This window comes from Glycomyces rhizosphaerae, from assembly GCF_042647865.1.
Lineage (GTDB): Bacteria > Actinomycetota > Actinomycetes > Mycobacteriales > Micromonosporaceae > Glycomyces > Glycomyces rhizosphaerae.
On the sequence record NZ_JBHRWO010000021.1, the window covers coordinates 568,100 to 583,565 of the forward strand.

The window sequence follows — 15,466 nt, forward strand, 5'->3', positions numbered from 1 at the left end:
ACGCGATGGAGATCGCCATCCGCCCCAAGCTCGACCGCGCCGACGTCGAGGCCATCGTCGTGCAGCACCTTCCCGGACCGGTCGAGTTCGTCGGCCATCAGGAGTTCAAAGACGGCTTCTTCAACGCCGCGCACGCCCTCGAACTCGCCGACGGGCGCCATGTGGTGGTCAAGGTCGCCCCGGAGAAGGGCCTCAAACTGCTGCGGTACGAGGTCGACCTCATGGCCACCGAGATCGAGTGCTTCGAGCGGGGGCTCGCAGCGGGCGTGCCGATGCCGAAGCTGCACTACGGCGACCCCGAGGGCGGCGTGATGATCATCGACCGCCTCAAGGGGGTCACCCTGCCGAACGCGCGGCCCGACATGTCGCATGCGGATCTGCTGGCCGTTCGACGCGAGATCGGGGTCTTGAGCGCCCGCTTCGCCACGGTCACCGGGGAGCGGTTCGGCTACCCGCGCAAGAGCGGCCGCACCGTCGCCGACACCTGGTCGGAGTCGTTCCTCGCGATGATCGACGACGTCCTCGCCGACATCGCCGAGAACGGTTCGCCGCTGCCGCGCCCCGCCGAGGAGATCGCCGCGCTGATCACCGCCGAGCGCGACCTGCTCGACGAGGTCACCCGGCCCGCGCTCGTCCACTTCGATCTGTGGGACGGCAACGTGTTCGTCGAACGCGGCGAGTCCGGTTGGCGCGTAGAGGCGTTCATCGACGGCGAGCGGGCTCTCTACGGGGACCCGATCGCCGAGATCGTCTCCCTCTCGTTCGGTTCTGACGAGGAGACGGCGGCGGCCGTGGACGGCTTCCTGGGCCGGCAGATGACCGCGGGGGAGGAGCGGCGGCTCGCGCTCTACCGGATCTACCTGATGCTCATCCTCGTCGCCGAGTGCGATGTGCGCGGGTTCGACGAGGAGCAGACCGCCCACCAGCTCGAGTGGTCGACCGAGAGCCTCGTCAAGAACCTCGCACTCCTGGAGGGCTGACGGACCTAGTGGACGGACCCGGCCTCGTGGTCGTGGTCGTCCGGGTCGGTCCGCTTCGCGTCCTTCTCCTTGGTGGCGCGGGCGAGTCCGTACGGCGGCATGTTGATGTACGAGGTGTCGTACGCCCCGGCCGGGACCTTGTAGAGTTCGTGCCAGAGGCCGACCTCGCCGTTGCTCTTCACGTTGCGGTTGAACCACTTCCAGAAGCCGCGGTGCGCGTGCGCCTGGGAGTGCGCGTAGCGCTCCAGGTGCTCCTCGCTGCGCCAGTACTGGACGACCGTGATCACCCTGCCGCTGAACATGGTCCGCGAGTCGAGCAGGCCCAGTTCGGGGTCGGCTTCGAGTTCGCGGAGCATCTTCGGCATCGAAGCGAACACCGGGAGCCACTTGCCGAACTTCCAGAACCTGTTGATCCTCATGCCGACCGTGAAGACCACGAGTTCCTCGTCGTAGTCGACCACGACGCGACCGGGCCTGACCTTCGCCACGTGCAGTCCTCCCAAGGGGTTGCGAGCATGCCTCCCCTTAGAGACTAACGAAGCGTGTTCACTTAATGTCAAGCCGCTAGTCGGAAACGGCTGCGCCGCACCGCTAGTGCGGCCACTGCCATTCGGCGACTGCAGGGATGTCCTCGCCGTGGGTACGGGTGTGCTCGCGCGCGGCGTGGCGCGCGTCGACCATCTGCTGGCGCAGGCCCGCCGCGTTCTGGCCGAGGCCGGGCACCCGGTCGATGACGTCCATGACCAGGCGGTACCGGTCGAGGTCGTTGAGCATGACCATGTCGAACGGCGTGGTCGTGGTGCCCTCCTCCTTGTACCCGCGCACGTGGATGTTGTCGTGGTTGGTGCGCCGGTACGTGAGCCGGTGGATGAGCATCGGGTAACCGTGGTAGGCGAACAGCACGGGCTTGTCGGCGGTGAAGATCGTGTCGAACTGGCGGTCGCTGAGGCCGTGCGGGTGCTCGGCGTCGGGCTGGAGCCGCATGAGGTCCACAACGTTGACGACGCGCACCTTGAGCCGGGGCAGGGCCTGGCGCAGCAGGTCCGCGGCGGCAAGGACCTCCAGTGTGGGCGCGTCCCCGGCGCAGGCGAGCACGACGTCGGGCGACTGGCCGTCGTCGGTCGAGGCCCACTCCCAGATCCCAAGGCCCCGTTCGCAATGCCGCACGGCCTCCTCCATGCTCGTGTACTGGAGCGAGGGCTGCTTGCCGGCGACCACGACGTTCACGTACTGCCGCGAGCGCAGGCAGTGGTCCATGGTGGACAGCAGGGTGTTGGCGTCCGGAGGCAGGTAGACGCGCACGATGTGGGCCTTCTTGTTCATCACGTGGTCGATGAATCCCGGGTCCTGGTGCGAGAAGCCGTTGTGGTCCTGGCGCCACACGTGGCTCGACAGGAGGTAGTTGAGCGAGGCGATCGGCTGGCGCCAAGGGATCTCGCTCGAGGAGTCGAGCCATTTCGCGTGCTGGTTGAACATCGAGTCGACGATGTGGATGAACGCCTCGTAGCTGGTGAACAGGCCGTGCCGACCGGTGAGCAGGTAGCCCTCCAGCCAACCCTCGCAGAGGTGCTCCGAGAGTGCCTCCATGACCCGACCTTGCGGGGCCTGGTGCTCGTCCGTCGACAGGATCTCGGCGTTCCATTGCCGGTCGGTGGTCTCGAAGGCCGCGCCGAGCCGGTTGGAGGCGACCTCGTCGGGCCCGAAGAGTCGGAACCGGTCCGGGTTCGCGGCGATCACGTCCCGCAGCCAGGTGCCGAGAACCTTGGTGGCCTCGCCGGCGGTGCGGCCGTGGCCCTCGATCTCGACGCCGTAGCCGCGGTAGTCGGGCAGCACGAGGTCGCGCAGGAGGAGCCCGCCGTTGGCGTGCGGGTTGGCGCTCATGCGCTGCGGGCCTTCAGGATGGAGACCGAGAAGCTCGGCCGTGGGCTTGCCGGTGGCGTCGAACAACTCCTCGGGCCGGTACGAGCGCATCCACTCCTCGAGCATCGCCAGGTGATCGGGATTGGTCCGCACCTCCGCCAGCGGTACCTGGTGGGCCCGCCAAGTGCCCTCGACGGGCACGCCGTCCACTTCGGCGGGTCCGGTCCAGCCCTTCGGGGTCCGCAGGATGACCATGGGCCAGCGCGGGCGCACCGGTTTGCCGTTCGCTCGGCGGCGCGCGTCGGCGCGGATCTCGGCGATCCGGTCGAAGCACGCGTCGAAGGTGGCGGCCATCTGCTGGTGGACGCTCGCCGGATCGTCGCCTTCGACCATGAACGGTTCGTAGCCGACGCCGCGGAAGAACGCCATGCGGTCCTCGTCGGAGATGCGCGCGAAGATCGTCGGGTTGGCGATCTTGTACCCGTTGAGGTGCAGGATCGGCAAGACCGTGCCGTCGGAGACGGGGTTGAGGAACACATTGGAGAACCACGAGCCGGCCATCGGGCCGGTCTCGGCCTCGCCGTCGCCGATGACGCAGGCGACCGTGAGGTCCGGGTTGTCGAACGCGGCCCCGTAGGCATGCGAGAGCGCGTATCCGAGTTCGCCGCCCTCGTGGATCGAGCCGGGCACCTCGGCGGCCACGTGCGAGGGGATGCCGCCGGGGAAGGAGAACTGGCGGAACAGCTGCTTCATGCCCTCCTCTGAGTGGTTCACCGAGGGGTACAGCTCCGGGTAGGTGCCCTCAAGCCAGGTGTTCGCCACGATCGCGGGACCGCCGTGGCCGGGGCCGGTCACGTAGATCATGTCGAGGTCGCGGGCGGTGATGCAGCGGTTGAGGTGCGCGTAGATCAGGCTCAGGCCCGGGCTGGTGCCCCAGTGGCCGAGCAGGCGCGGCTTGATGTGCTCGGGGCGCAGCGGTTCGCGCAGGAGGGGGTTGTCGAGCAGGTAGATCTGGCCGATGGCGAGGTAGTTCGCGGCTCGCCAGTAGGCGTCGAGGCGGGCGAGGTCTTCCTCTGAGAGCGGCTCGGCGGCAAGGTGGCTGGATTGCGTCGTGTCCATGCGTCCGAGGGTGCCGTATAGCGCGCGCCTTAACCGCGATTCACGCGAATTCCTCGCATGCCGCCACCTCGCATTCGCGTTGTCAGTCGACCTCTTTGAGCATCCGCTCGATCGCCACCAGCCGGCCCTTCAATTCGATGAGCGAGGCCTTGATCTCCGCGGAGTCCGTGCCGGTCTTCTCGGCGAGCTCGCGGTAGTTCGCTTCGCGGGCGGCCGATGCCTGCGCCTTCTTGGTCGTGGCCCAGACGAGCATCGCCGCGACCACGATGGCGGCGATCAGGAACGCGAATCCGAAGACGAACAGCATCCCGGCATTGGCAGTGGACATAACGAGGTTTCCTTTTCCGGATCGGTGTCGGGTGGTTCGGGCAGGGTCGGCAGCGCCGACTTGACGATCTGCGGCGTGATCTCCAGGGCGAACGGGACCGCCTCGAAGTACTTGACGGCCTTGCCGTCCTCCGAGAGCTCCAGCGAACCCGCCACCAGGCCCGCGGCCTGGAGTTTCTGCAGGTGCATGTGGAGGAGCGGGCGGCTCATCCCGAGCTGGCGGGCCAGGAGGCTCACGTACTGCCTACCGTCCGCGAGCGCACCGAGGATGCGCAGCCGGTGCGGGTTCGCCAGGGCCGAGCAGGCCGCGAGCAGGGCCGCGCCGGTCAACTCCTCGGGCTCCATGAAAACCATCCTTGTCGTATGTCAGAAAAGTCTGACACATGTCAGCGAAGACTGCAAGCCAGGGGGCCGTTGGTAATCCGATTGCCCCACCGCTCCCCACCGGGAAAAATCAGACCCATGCTCGCCGACTATCTCCCGATCTACCGTCTCCGCCTCCGGACCGAACGCCTCGAACTTCGCCTGCCCGCGAACTTCGACGAGATCGCCGCCCTGGCTGATGTCGCGGTAGCGGGCGTGCATGACCCCGGCTTCATGCCGTTCGGCATCCCGTGGACCGCGGGCAGCCCCAAATCCGTCGCTCGCGGCGTCGCGCTCTGGTACCACCGCGCCATCGGCCGCTGGGACGAGCAGGCCTGGACGCTCCCGTTCTACGTCTTCCGCGAAGGCCGGCCGATCGGTGTGCAGGACATCAAGGGCCACCAGTTCGCGGTGACGCGCGAGGTCAGCACCGGCTCGTGGATCGGCCGCGCCCACCAAGGCCAAGGGCTCGGCAAGGAGATGCGCGCCGCGGTCCTCCATCTCGCCTTCGCGGGGCTCGGCGCCGACTACGCGACCAGCGGTTCGTACGACGGCAACGCCGCCTCCGCCGGGGTCTCGCGCAGCCTCGGCTACCGCGAGGACGGGATCAAACACCCAGTGGTTCAAGGAGTGCGCCGAATCGAACAGCGCTGGCGCCTCTCCGGCGTGGACTGGGATTCGAATCGCAAACACGAGGTCGCGATCGAAGGCCTCGACGACGACGTGATGGACATGCTCGGCCTATTGAAGGAAACCTCATGACGCTCACCGACTACCTGCCGGTCTACCGGCTGCGCCTGCGCACCGACCGGCTCGAACTGCGCCTGCCTGACCTCGACGACCTCGTCGCGCTCGCCGATCAGGCCGCCGCCGGCGTTCACGGCCCGGACTTCATGCCGTTCGCGACGCCGTGGACCGAATGCGAGCCGGTCGAGCGCGGCCGCCGGACACTGCGGTGGCAGATGGGCGTCATCGCGGGCATGACTCCTGAGAAGTGGATGCTGCCGCTCGTCGTGGTTCTCGACGACCAGGTCATCGGCATGCAGGAAGTCGGCGCGAAGGACCTCAAGGTGACCCGAGAGGCCACCACCGGCTCGTGGCTCGGCTTCGCCCACCACGGCAAAGGCCTCGGCACCGAGATGCGCGCCGCCGTGCTCGACTTCGTCTTCAACGGGCTCGGCGCCGACTACGCGACCAGCGCCTCGTTCGAGGGCAACGGCCCTTCGGAGGGCGTCTCGCGCAAGCTCGGCTACAAGGCCGACGGCATCGAGCACCATGTCCTGGGGGACCAGCGCCGCGTCGACAACCGCTGGCGGCTCTCCCGCGAGGACTGGGAGGCGAACCGCAAGCACGAGGTGGCCATCGAGGGCTTGGACGACGACGTCCTGGCGATGCTCGGCCTGGGGGACGCCGGGAAGTGAACGCGGTGGGCGCGGCTCCGGCGTGAGCCGCGCCCCACAGGGCGCTAAGGCCCTATCGAAGCCCGATCGACGATGCGCTAGAGTAATCATCGTTCGCAGGGGCAATCCTGCGGAATGCGGACGTAGCGCAGTTGGTAGCGCGACACCTTGCCAAGGTGTAGGTCGCCGGTTCGATCCCGGTCGTCCGCTCAGATGAGAAAGGCCCGGCAGTGATGCCGGGCCTTTCTTCATTCCTTGGCGCTCTTCGGGATCCAGCGGGCGCCCATTTCCTCATCGGACACGGGCTCGCCCGGCAGCGGCCCCGCACCGGGGGCCCGCAGCGCCTCCAGGTACAGCTCCAGTGCTCGCAGCCGCACCTCCGTCGTCCGCTCAGCGTCGCCGATCTCGATCGACGCGAGCGATTCGGTGATCATCTGCAGGTCCCCGTTCGCGACGTCCTCGCGCAGCACCCCGCCCGACTTGAAGCGCTCCAGCATCGCCTGATTGAGCGCATCGCCCTCGATCGCGGCCGTGAACATCTCCGGGCTCGGCGTGAAGGTGCCCGCCAGCCGGACCGTGATCGACGGCGTGTCCGCGATGACCACGCCTTTCATGAAGGCGCAGAACGCCTCCCAGAGGTCGCCGTCCGCATCGAGTGCCTCCCGCGCCAGGTCGAGGTACCGGTTCAGCCCGTCGAAGCAGAGCTTCCGCAGCAGGTCCTCCTTGCTGGGGTAGCGACGGTACAGCGCGCTGATGCCCACCTCGGCGCGCTTGGCGACCTCGGCGATCGGCGCGCCGGGATCGGCCACGAACACCTCTCTGGCGGCCTCGAGGATGAGCTTGTCGTTGCGGGCGGCCTGGGCCTTGCGCCCGCTGAGCGGCTTGTCGGTCATGACGCCATCCTATCCGGAACAGAACGGTTCCTTCTGCTGTGCTTCCTGCGAAAGCACCCTTGACCGGCCGGACCCGAAGGGCCGACCGGTCGAGGGACCGGGGTGTCTAGTGCTCGGCCTTCGCCTGCTTCGGCAGCCCGAAGGCCACCAGGAACGCGACCACCGAGAGCACCGCCGTCAAGCCGGTGACCCACTGCGCCGCGCCCATCGACTCGGCCGCACCGCCGCCGATCGCGAACTGGCTGAAGAAGACCGTGCCGAGACCGGCCACACCGAGTGCCGCCGCGCCCTGCTGGAAGGACTCCAGCAGCCCCGAGGCCGAGCCGACCTCGTGGTCCTCCAGGTCGCCGGTGATGATCCCGAACAGCGGCACGAAGATCATGCCCATCCCGATCCCGTAGACCAGCAGCGCCGGAGCCAGGGCCCAGGTGCCGGGGGCCGAGGCCGCGCCGAACTGGAACCACAGCACGACCAGGCCGGCGATCATCACGATGAGGCCGAGGTGCAGGACCTTGCGTCCGAGCTTCGGGGCGAAGCCCGCGCTGGCGCCGGAACCGATGAACGCGCCGACCGCCCAAGCGGCCATCGCCAGGCTCGCCTGGAGCGGGCCGAAGCCGAGGCCGAGCTGGAGGAACAGGCCGACCGCGAGCGAGAACCCGGTGACCGAGCCGAAGAAGACGACGACGAACCCGATGCCGGAGGTGTACGAGCGCTTCTTGAAGACGCTCATCTCGATCAGCGCGGTCCGGCCGGAGCGGGCACGGCGCACCTGGCCGCGGGCGAACAGCGCCAGGACCGGGACGGCGGCGACGAGCATGGCGATCGACCAGACGGGCCAGCCGAGTTCGCGGCCTTCGACGAGCGGGACGAGCAGCAGGCTCATGCCGACGGCGGCGAGGACCGCACCGCCGAGGTCGAGCTTGAGGCCCTTGGCGACCGGGGCCGCGGCCGGGAGGACCTTGGCGCCCAGGGCGAGTGCGGCGATGCCGAGGGGCAGGTTGAGCAGGAAGATCGAGCGCCAGCCGGTGCCGAACAGGTCGGCGTCGACGAGCAGGCCGGCTACGATCGGCCCGGCGATGGAGGCGAAGCCGATCATGGGGCCGAAGAGCGCGTAGGCCTTGCCCATGTCGCGGCCGAACATGTCGCGGATGAGGCCGAAGCACTGCGGCACCATCACTGCCGCGAACGCACCCTGGACGAAGCGGGCGGCGAGCAGGAGCTCGATCGAGCCGGCGGCGCCGCAGGCGAGCGAGGCGATCAGGAAGCCGACCAGGCCGATCTGCAGGACCCGCTTGCGGCCGTACATGTCGCCGAGGCGCCCACCGGTGAGGAGGCCGACCGCGAGGGCGAGCGTGTATCCGGCGGCGAGCCACTGGATGGTCGAGGCGGTGCCGCCGAGTTCGGTGCGGATCGCCGGGGCGGCGACGTTGACGATCGAGGCGTCGAGCAGGTTGAGGAGGGTCGCCGCGAGGATCGCGAAGAGCCCGAGCCAGCGCCGGGGGAACGGCGCGGCTTCGACTGGGGCCGAAGCGGTTTCGGTGGCGATGCGCGCGGGTGCGGCGTCGGTGGTCGGGGTTTCGACGGTGAAGGTCACTGGTCCTCCGGTTGATCCGAATTTGATGGAACGGAACGCTTGATTCCACTATAGCAGACCGGAATGATCTGTTCCAATAGATGTTCGCAGAATTTCCCCAGGAGTCCGTGAGCAGCGAAAACGCCCGGTCGATGGCCGACCGGGCGTGGAGCGATACGAGCGCAAGCCCGCAAATCAGGTCTGTTGGCCAGCGTTGAGGTAGCCGAAGATGATGATCATCGCGACCGCCACGATCACCAGCCACAGCGTGGCCTTGCGGAACTTGTGCCGGGCGCCGGGGGAGAACCACATGACCGCCGCGATGATGAGCAGCACACCGACCACCACGCCCGGTGCGGAGCTGATGCCTTCGTCCAACTTGATCCCAATCCCGTCCGATGCGACCGTGCCTCGATCTTTGTACCGGTCGCTCACTCAATCATTCAGGCCGGGGCCTGGCAGGTCAACCCGATCGGCCGGATCTGTGGCCGGTTCACCACTCGCAGGTGGTGCCTACGCTGTCGCGGTAGTGGTAGGACAGTGTGATCCGGTCCTGGTAGTCGATCGTCTCGCCTTCGGTCGGGGTGTGCCCCATGACCTCGCAGTGCTCGGGCTCGGGCCAGTAGGCGTACATCCCCGACTCGGCGACCACGTTCGAGAACCCCTGCTCGTTCAGGTAGTCGCGGGCCTCGAAGGTCGTCATGCCGGTGACCGGGGGAACGGTGCCGCTGCCTTCCTTCGCCGCGTCGCTGTCGCTCGTGTCCTCTCCGTTGTCGCTCTCGCCGCCGTCCCCGCCGCCGCCCTCGTTGCCGCCGTCCTCCGCAGTGGACTCCTCGGCGGCGGCCGTCTCGGCAGGAGACTCGGCGGCTTCGGGACTCGCCGCCGTAGTGGACTCGGTCGACGGCGTGGCCTCCACCGCCGGGGTCGTTCCCCCTTCGTCCGCTGCGTCCGAATCCGGTCCGTCGCCGCTCCACGGGCTCCACGCCACCACTGCGAACACCGCCAGCACGGCTGCCACCGCGGCGATCACGAACGCCGACCGGCGGCGCCGGCGCGGTCCCTCATCGGCGGGCTCGATCACCGCCGGTTGCGAAGGCGGGGTCACCGGCGGCTCGGACGGGGCGCGATACGGCGGCTTCGCCGCCATGCTCACATCCACAGTGGCCGCCTCGGATGAGGACCCGGCCGGTGTCGAGGGCGTCGTCGACTGACGGTGGCGGCCCGGCCCCGTGGTCACCGGGAACGCCCCGGTGTTCGCGGCGCGGGCTGCCGCAGCGAGGATCTCGCCCGACTCCCACCGCTCCTCAGGAGTCTTCTTGAGCGACTTCGTGACCACCTCGGCGACCTCGGACGGGACGTCCGCGGGCAGGGCAGGCGGCTCCGAATAGAGGTGCCCGTGGATCACGGCCGCCGGGTCCACCGCGTCGAACGGCGGCGTCCCGGCCAGGCACTCGTAGGCCACCGCCCCCAGCGCGTACAGATCGGATGCTCCGCTGACGTCCTTGTCCCGCAACTGCTCCGGCGACACGTACGGGGCGGTGCCCAGCACCTCGCCGCTCGGCGTCAACCGCTCGTTGTGCGCGAACAGTGAGATTCCGAAGTCGACCACCTTCACGCGGCCGTCGGTGTCGATGAGGATGTTGCCCGGCTTGATGTCCCGGTGGACGACCCCGCGCTTGTGGGCGGTCGCGAGCGCTTCGGCGGCCTCGGCCATGATCCGCATCGTCCGCTCCGGGTCGAGCCGTTCCTCCCGGTGCAGCAGCTCCGCCAGGGACACGCCCTCGACCAGCTCCATCACCAGGAACAGGACCGTGCGATCGCCGTCCAGCTCTTCCCCGAAGTCGTAGACCTCGACGCAGCCGGGGCCCTTCAGGCTCGCGAGGATCTTCGCCTCGACCTTGAACCGCTCCTGCGGGCGCCCCGCGCGTTCGAGCCCGGCGTGCAGCACCTTCACGGCGACCGTGCGGTCGAGCCGTTCGTCCTCGGCCCGCCATACCGCGCCCATGCCTCCGGACGCGATGACGTGATCGAGTCGGTAACGGCCGGCAATGAGCGTTCCGGAGTCCACGGGCAAACCTCGTTCGGGGTGTCCAGTCGCGCGATCGCCTGCGGGCCATGGGGAGACGGAAACCGGCGGCTCGCGGTGTCGGCGCTGCTGTCGGGCAGGAGGTCCACTCTAAAGCGCGCCAGCCATGCGCGGGGAACCACCCGAGGAACCTGTTCCGCACCAGTGTGCCGCCCCGCGGCCGGGCGTGAGGTTCCGGGTGGACGTTCGGGCCCCCGCCGGGGTAAATCCCGTAGGCTGACAAGCGAACGGGAGCGGCGATCTCGACAGGAAGTGTCACGGGCGGCCCAAGGCGCGTCGGACGAGGAGTACCCAATGACCGAATTCATCGAAGTCCCCAAAGGCCTGGACCGCGTCATCGTCGCAGACACCGAGATAGGCGACGTCCGCGGCGAAGAGGGCTTCTACCACTACCGGCAGTACAACGCCGTCGAGCTCGCGCAGCACTGCTCCTTCGAGCAGGTCTGGTACCTCATGACCCACGCCGCACTGCCCACCCGCGCGCAGCTCGCCGAGTTCAAGACCCAGGTCGCGCCCTACCGCGCCCTCACCCCCGAACTCCGCGACCTCCTGCCCCACCTCAACGGCGCCTCACCGCTCGACGGCCTGCGCACCGCGCTCTCCGCCGCCTGCGCGTCCCGGCCCATGCGGCCCGTCCTCGACATCGGCGAGGCCGACCGCGCCGACGACGCGCTCTTCGCCTGCGCCGTCACCCCCGCGATCCTCACCGCGATGTACCGCCTCAGCCAGGGCCTCGAACCCCTCGACCCGCGCGAAGACCTCGGCTACGCCGCCAACTACCTGTACATGATGACCGGCGAAGTGCCCACGGAGACCAACGCGCGCGCCATCGAGCACTACCTCATCCTCACCGTCGACCACGGCTTCAACGCCTCCACCTTCACCTCCCGTGTCATCGCCTCCACCGGCGCCGATCTCGGTGCGGCCCTAGTCGGTGCGATCGGCGCCCTCTCCGGCCCGCTCCACGGCGGCGCGCCCTCCCGGGCCCTCGACGCCCTCGACGCGATCGGCGGCCGCGACAACATCGACGACTGGATCCGCGGCGAACTCGAGGCCGGACGGCGCATCATGGGCTTCGGTCACGCCGTCTACAAGACCGACGACCCCCGCTCGCTCCACCTCCGCGACGTCGCCGACGGCCTCGACGGCGACATCGTCGACTTCGCCAAGACCGTCGAACGCCGCGTCGTCGAGATCCTCGCCGAGGTCAAACCCGGCCGCAAGCTCTACACCAACGTCGAGTTCTACGCCGGCGTCGTCATGGAGCTCGCCGGCGTCCCCCGCACCATGTTCACGCCGACGTTCACCACCAGCCGCGTCGTCGGCTGGAGCGCCAACATCCTCGAACAGGCCCGGGACTCCAAGATCATCCGCCCCAGGGCCCGCTACGTCGGCACCCCTCCGCCGCAACAGGTCCCCGAGGACGGCTTCGCCGAATGAGACGGGACGGGCCCAATCTCACAGGTGAGCCGCCGCGCAGATCCGCTGCGCGGCACACACGGGATGGATAGCGTTGGAGCCGTGGCTCAAAGTCTCTACCTCGCCAGTCTCGACCCCGGCAGCGGCAAGTCGGCCGTAGCCGTCGGCGTCATGGACCTGCTCACCCGGCGCGCCGGGTCAGTGGCGGTCTTCCGCCCCATCGTCCGCGACGAGAACACCTCGTCCGGCGACCCCGTCATCACCCTCCTCCGCGACCAGTACCGACTCCCGAGCCCTTACGAGGCCTCGGTCGGCGTCACCTACGCCGACGTCCGCTCGGACGCCGACGCCGCCCTCACCCAGATCGTCGAGCGCTACCACGCGCTGGCCGACGCGCACGACGTCGTCCTCGTCGTCGGCTCCGACTATTCCGATGTGGGCGCTTCGGTCGAGTTCACCTACAACACCCGTGTGGCCGTGAACCTCGCCGCGCCGATGCTCCTGGTCATCACGGGCCACCACAAGACGCCCGCGGACATCGCCGCCGCCCTGCGCTTCGGCACGGCCCAGGCCGAAGCCGACCACGCGACGGTCCTCGGCACCATCGTCAACCGCGTGGACGCCGCCGACACGGCGCTCGTGCGGGCCGCGCACCCGGGCACCGGCGTCATCGCCGAAGACCCCGAGATCGAGGCGCCCACCGTGGGCGAGCTCATCGAGGCCGCCGACGCCCAGCTCATCTCGGGTGACCCTGAGGTGTTCACCCGCACCGTCGGGGACGTCGTGGTCGCGGCGATGACCCTCCCGAACCTGCTCACGCGCCTTGCCGACGACAAGGCCGTGATCCTCCCCGGCGACCGCTCCGAAGTCCTCCTCGGACTCCTCGCCGCGCACCTGGCCGAGGGCACGCCGAGCCTCTCGGCCGTGTTCCTCACCGGCGGCCTGCGGCCCGAGCCGCAGATCCTCGACATCGTGGCCGGGCTCGACTCGCGCCTGCCGATCGCCTTGGTGCAGCACGACACCTTCGACATGGCGAACCTCGTCGGCGACGTCTCCGGCTCGCTCGCTGCCGGCGGCCAGCGCAAGATCACCCGCGCCCTGGAGGACTTCGCGGCCGGCGTCGACGGCGACGACCTGCTCGACCGGCTCGCGCTCGCGAAGCCGAGCGTGGTCACGCCGATCATGTTCGAGCACGCGATGATCGGGCGCGCCAAGGCCCTCGACAAGCACATCGTGCTGCCCGAGGGCGCCGAGCCGCGCATCCTCAAGGCCGCCGAGATCCTCATGCGGCGCGACGTCGCCCGCCTGACACTCCTCGGCGAGGAGTCCGAGATCCGTTCGCAGGCAGCGCAACTGGGCGTCGACCTCGGCGGGGCGTCGATCCTCAACCCGGGCGACCACGAGATCCGCGAGCGCTTCGCGAAGGAGTACGCGCAGCTGCGCGCCCACAAGGGCGTCACGGTGGAGCAGGCGTACGACACGGTCGCCGACGTCTCCTACTTCGGCACGATGATGGTCCACACCGGCATGGCCGACGGCATGGTCTCCGGTGCGGTGCACACGACCGCGCACACCATTCGGCCGTCGTTCGAGATCATCAAGACCAAACCCGAAGTGGCCGTGGTCTCTTCGGTGTTCTTCATGTGCCTGGAGGACCGCGTGCTCGTCTACGGCGACTGCGCGGTGAACCCGAACCCCAATGCCGAGGAGCTGGCCGACATCGCGCTATCCTCTGCTGACACCGCCATCGAGTTCGGCGTGGAACCGCGTGTGGCGATGCTCTCCTACTCCACCGGCACCTCCGGTCACGGCGAAGCCGTGGACAAGGTCCGGGCGGCCACCGAGATCGTGCGGACCCGCAGGCCGGGCCTCCCGGTGGAGGGGCCGATCCAGTACGACGCCGCCGCCGACGCCGGCGTCGCAGGTACGAAGCTGCCGGAGTCGCAGGTGGCGGGGAAGGCGACGGTCTTCATCGTCCCCGACTTGAACACCGGCAACAACCTGTACAAGGCCGTGCAGCGTTCCGCCGGGGCGATCGCGGTGGGCCCGGTGCTCCAGGGCCTGCGCAAGCCCGTGAACGACCTGTCGCGGGGCGCGACCGTGCCCGACATCGTCAACACCGTCGCGCTGACCGCCATCCAGGCGAGCCGGCCCGTCTGAGCCCCGGCAGGCCTGAGCTCTCGCAGGCCTGAGCCCCAGAAAGGAATGCCATGAGCGCACCGGTCTTGGTGATCAACTCCGGGTCTTCGTCGATCAAGTACCAGCTGGTCGACGGCGAGACCCTGGAGGCCTCGACCTCGGGCGTCATCGAGCGCATCGGGCAGGCCGAGTCGATCCTCACCCACAAGCACGAGGGCGAGAAGCACCGGACGACCGCTCACCTCGCCGACCACGCGGCAGGTCTCGAGGCGATGGTCGCGGCGTTCGAGGAGCACGGGACGCCGCTGTCGGCGGCCGGGCTCATCGCCGTGGCGCACCGCGTCGTGCACGGCGGCGAGCGGTTCGTGCAGCCGGTCATCGTGGACGACGAGGTCGAGCAGGCCATCGAGCGGCTCTCGGCGCTCGCGCCCCTGCACAACCCCGCGAACCTCGAAGGCATCCAGGTCGCCCGCAAGCTCTTCCCGAAGCTCCCGCAGGTGGCCGTGTTCGACACCGCGTTCCACGCGACCATGCCCGAGCGCGCCCACCTGTACGCGGTGCCCGCCGCCTGGCGCGAGGAGCACGGGGTGCGCCGCTACGGCTTCCACGGGACCTCGCACGCGTACGTCTCCCGCAAGGCCGCCGAGCTGCTCGGCAGGAGCCCCAAGGAGGTCAACGTGATCGTCGCCCACCTGGGCAACGGCGCGTCGGTGACCGCCGTGGAGCGGGGACGCTCCATCGACACGTCGATGGGCCTGACCCCGCTCGAGGGCCTGGTGATGGGGACGCGCTCGGGCGACATCGACCCGGCGATCGTCTTCCACATGCACCGCCAGACCGGAGCCTCGTTCGCCGATCTGGATGCGGCGCTGAACAAGGAGTCGGGGATGTACGCCCTGACCGGGCAGATCGACATGCGCGCGATCGAGTCGGCCGCCGAGGCGGGCGACCGGGCGGCGCAGATCGCCCTGGAGATCTACTGCTATCGGATCCGCAAGTACATCGGCTCCTACATCGCCGCGCTCGGCGGCGCGGACGCGATCGCGTTCACCGCCGGCGTGGGAGAGAACAGCGCCGAGGTGCGCGCGGGCGCGCTCGGTTCGCTCGTGGCCCTCGGAGTGCACCTCGACGAGGCGGCGAACGCGGCCGGCGGCCCGGTCATCTCGACGCCTGGTTCGCCGATCACGGTGATGGTCGTTCCGACCAATGAAGAGGGTGAGATCGCGTCGCAGACGGCGGCGCTGCTGCGCAGTTGACCGGTTCGCCGAGCGGATCGACGATTTCACCACATATACCCATTAATGGTG

General features: G+C 69.0%; 14 protein-coding genes and 1 tRNA gene. 7 read left to right on the forward strand and 8 right to left on the reverse strand.

All coding sequences use genetic code 11. The annotated features are described in order from the left end of the window. Positions 1-5 precede the first annotated feature (5 nt). The gene (locus ACFO8M_RS22955) at positions 6-980 is read left to right on the forward strand and encodes a phosphotransferase family protein (protein WP_387979930.1); all 975 of its coding nucleotides are present in this window, start codon (positions 6-8) and stop codon (positions 978-980) included. Between the two features lie 5 nt (positions 981-985). On the opposite strand, the gene ACFO8M_RS22960 is transcribed toward ACFO8M_RS22955, so the two are convergent. From ACFO8M_RS22960 to ACFO8M_RS22975, 4 genes are all read right to left on the reverse strand, one after another. Then, the gene (locus ACFO8M_RS22960; RefSeq protein ID WP_387979932.1) at positions 986-1,468 is read right to left on the reverse strand and encodes a DUF4188 domain-containing protein; all 483 of its coding nucleotides are present in this window, start codon (positions 1,466-1,468) and stop codon (positions 986-988) included. Positions 1,469-1,571: 103 nt separating this feature from the next. Then, on the reverse strand, positions 1,572-3,959 hold the full coding sequence (locus ACFO8M_RS22965) for a phosphoketolase family protein (RefSeq protein WP_387979934.1): 2,388 nt from the start codon (positions 3,957-3,959) through the stop codon (positions 1,572-1,574). An 82-nt stretch (positions 3,960-4,041) separates the two neighbouring features. Further along, the gene (locus ACFO8M_RS22970) at positions 4,042-4,287 is read right to left on the reverse strand and encodes a hypothetical protein (protein WP_387979935.1); all 246 of its coding nucleotides are present in this window, start codon (positions 4,285-4,287) and stop codon (positions 4,042-4,044) included. Then, positions 4,236-4,631: an ArsR/SmtB family transcription factor gene (locus ACFO8M_RS22975; protein ID WP_387979936.1), complete on the reverse strand. Its 396-nt coding sequence runs from the start codon at positions 4,629-4,631 to the stop codon at positions 4,236-4,238. Before ACFO8M_RS22975 ends, ACFO8M_RS22970 begins: the two co-directional genes overlap by 52 nt. Positions 4,632-4,748: 117 nt before the next feature. Between ACFO8M_RS22975 and ACFO8M_RS22980 the strand changes: the two genes are divergently transcribed. The 3 genes from ACFO8M_RS22980 (at position 4,749) to ACFO8M_RS22990 (ending at position 6,259) form a co-directional block, all read left to right on the forward strand. After that, positions 4,749-5,411 (forward strand): GNAT family N-acetyltransferase, encoded by a 663-nt coding sequence (locus ACFO8M_RS22980; protein WP_387979937.1) that lies wholly within the window; start codon positions 4,749-4,751, stop codon positions 5,409-5,411. Next, entirely contained in the window at positions 5,408-6,070 is a 663-nt protein-coding gene (locus ACFO8M_RS22985) for a GNAT family N-acetyltransferase (protein ID WP_387979938.1), read from the forward strand. Before ACFO8M_RS22980 ends, ACFO8M_RS22985 begins: the two co-directional genes overlap by 4 nt. 116 nt (positions 6,071-6,186) lie before the next feature. Further along, a tRNA-Gly gene (locus ACFO8M_RS22990) sits at positions 6,187-6,259 on the forward strand. A gap of 38 nt (positions 6,260-6,297) precedes the next feature. Here ACFO8M_RS22990 and ACFO8M_RS22995 read toward each other — a convergent pair. The 4 genes from ACFO8M_RS22995 to ACFO8M_RS23010 form a co-directional block, all read right to left on the reverse strand. Next, entirely contained in the window at positions 6,298-6,942 is a 645-nt protein-coding gene (locus tag ACFO8M_RS22995; protein WP_387979939.1) for a TetR/AcrR family transcriptional regulator, read from the reverse strand. A gap of 106 nt (positions 6,943-7,048) precedes the next feature. After that, positions 7,049-8,536 carry an MFS transporter gene (locus ACFO8M_RS23000; RefSeq protein WP_387979941.1) on the reverse strand — a complete coding sequence of 496 codons (1,488 nt, stop codon included), beginning with the start codon at positions 8,534-8,536 and terminating at the stop codon, positions 7,049-7,051. Between the two features lie 174 nt (positions 8,537-8,710). Further along, entirely contained in the window at positions 8,711-8,950 is a 240-nt protein-coding gene (locus ACFO8M_RS23005) for a hypothetical protein (protein WP_387979943.1), read from the reverse strand. A 58-nt stretch (positions 8,951-9,008) separates the two neighbouring features. Further along, a complete protein-coding gene (locus ACFO8M_RS23010; RefSeq protein WP_387979945.1) occupies positions 9,009-10,583 on the reverse strand; it encodes a serine/threonine protein kinase in 1,575 nt (524 codons plus the stop codon). A gap of 312 nt (positions 10,584-10,895) precedes the next feature. Here ACFO8M_RS23010 and ACFO8M_RS23015 point away from each other — a divergent pair, with 312 nt between their 5' ends. From ACFO8M_RS23015 to ACFO8M_RS23025, 3 genes are all read left to right on the forward strand, one after another. Then, complete coding sequence (locus ACFO8M_RS23015) at positions 10,896-12,041, forward strand: citrate/2-methylcitrate synthase (RefSeq protein WP_387979947.1); 1,146 nt, start codon at positions 10,896-10,898, stop codon at positions 12,039-12,041. Between the two features lie 81 nt (positions 12,042-12,122). Then, positions 12,123-14,180, forward strand: a complete 2,058-nt coding sequence (pta, locus tag ACFO8M_RS23020) for a phosphate acetyltransferase (protein WP_387979948.1) — start codon at positions 12,123-12,125, stop codon at positions 14,178-14,180. A 50-nt stretch (positions 14,181-14,230) separates the two neighbouring features. Then, complete coding sequence (locus ACFO8M_RS23025) at positions 14,231-15,415, forward strand: acetate/propionate family kinase (RefSeq protein ID WP_387979950.1); 1,185 nt, start codon at positions 14,231-14,233, stop codon at positions 15,413-15,415. Positions 15,416-15,466: the final 51 nt, after the last annotated feature.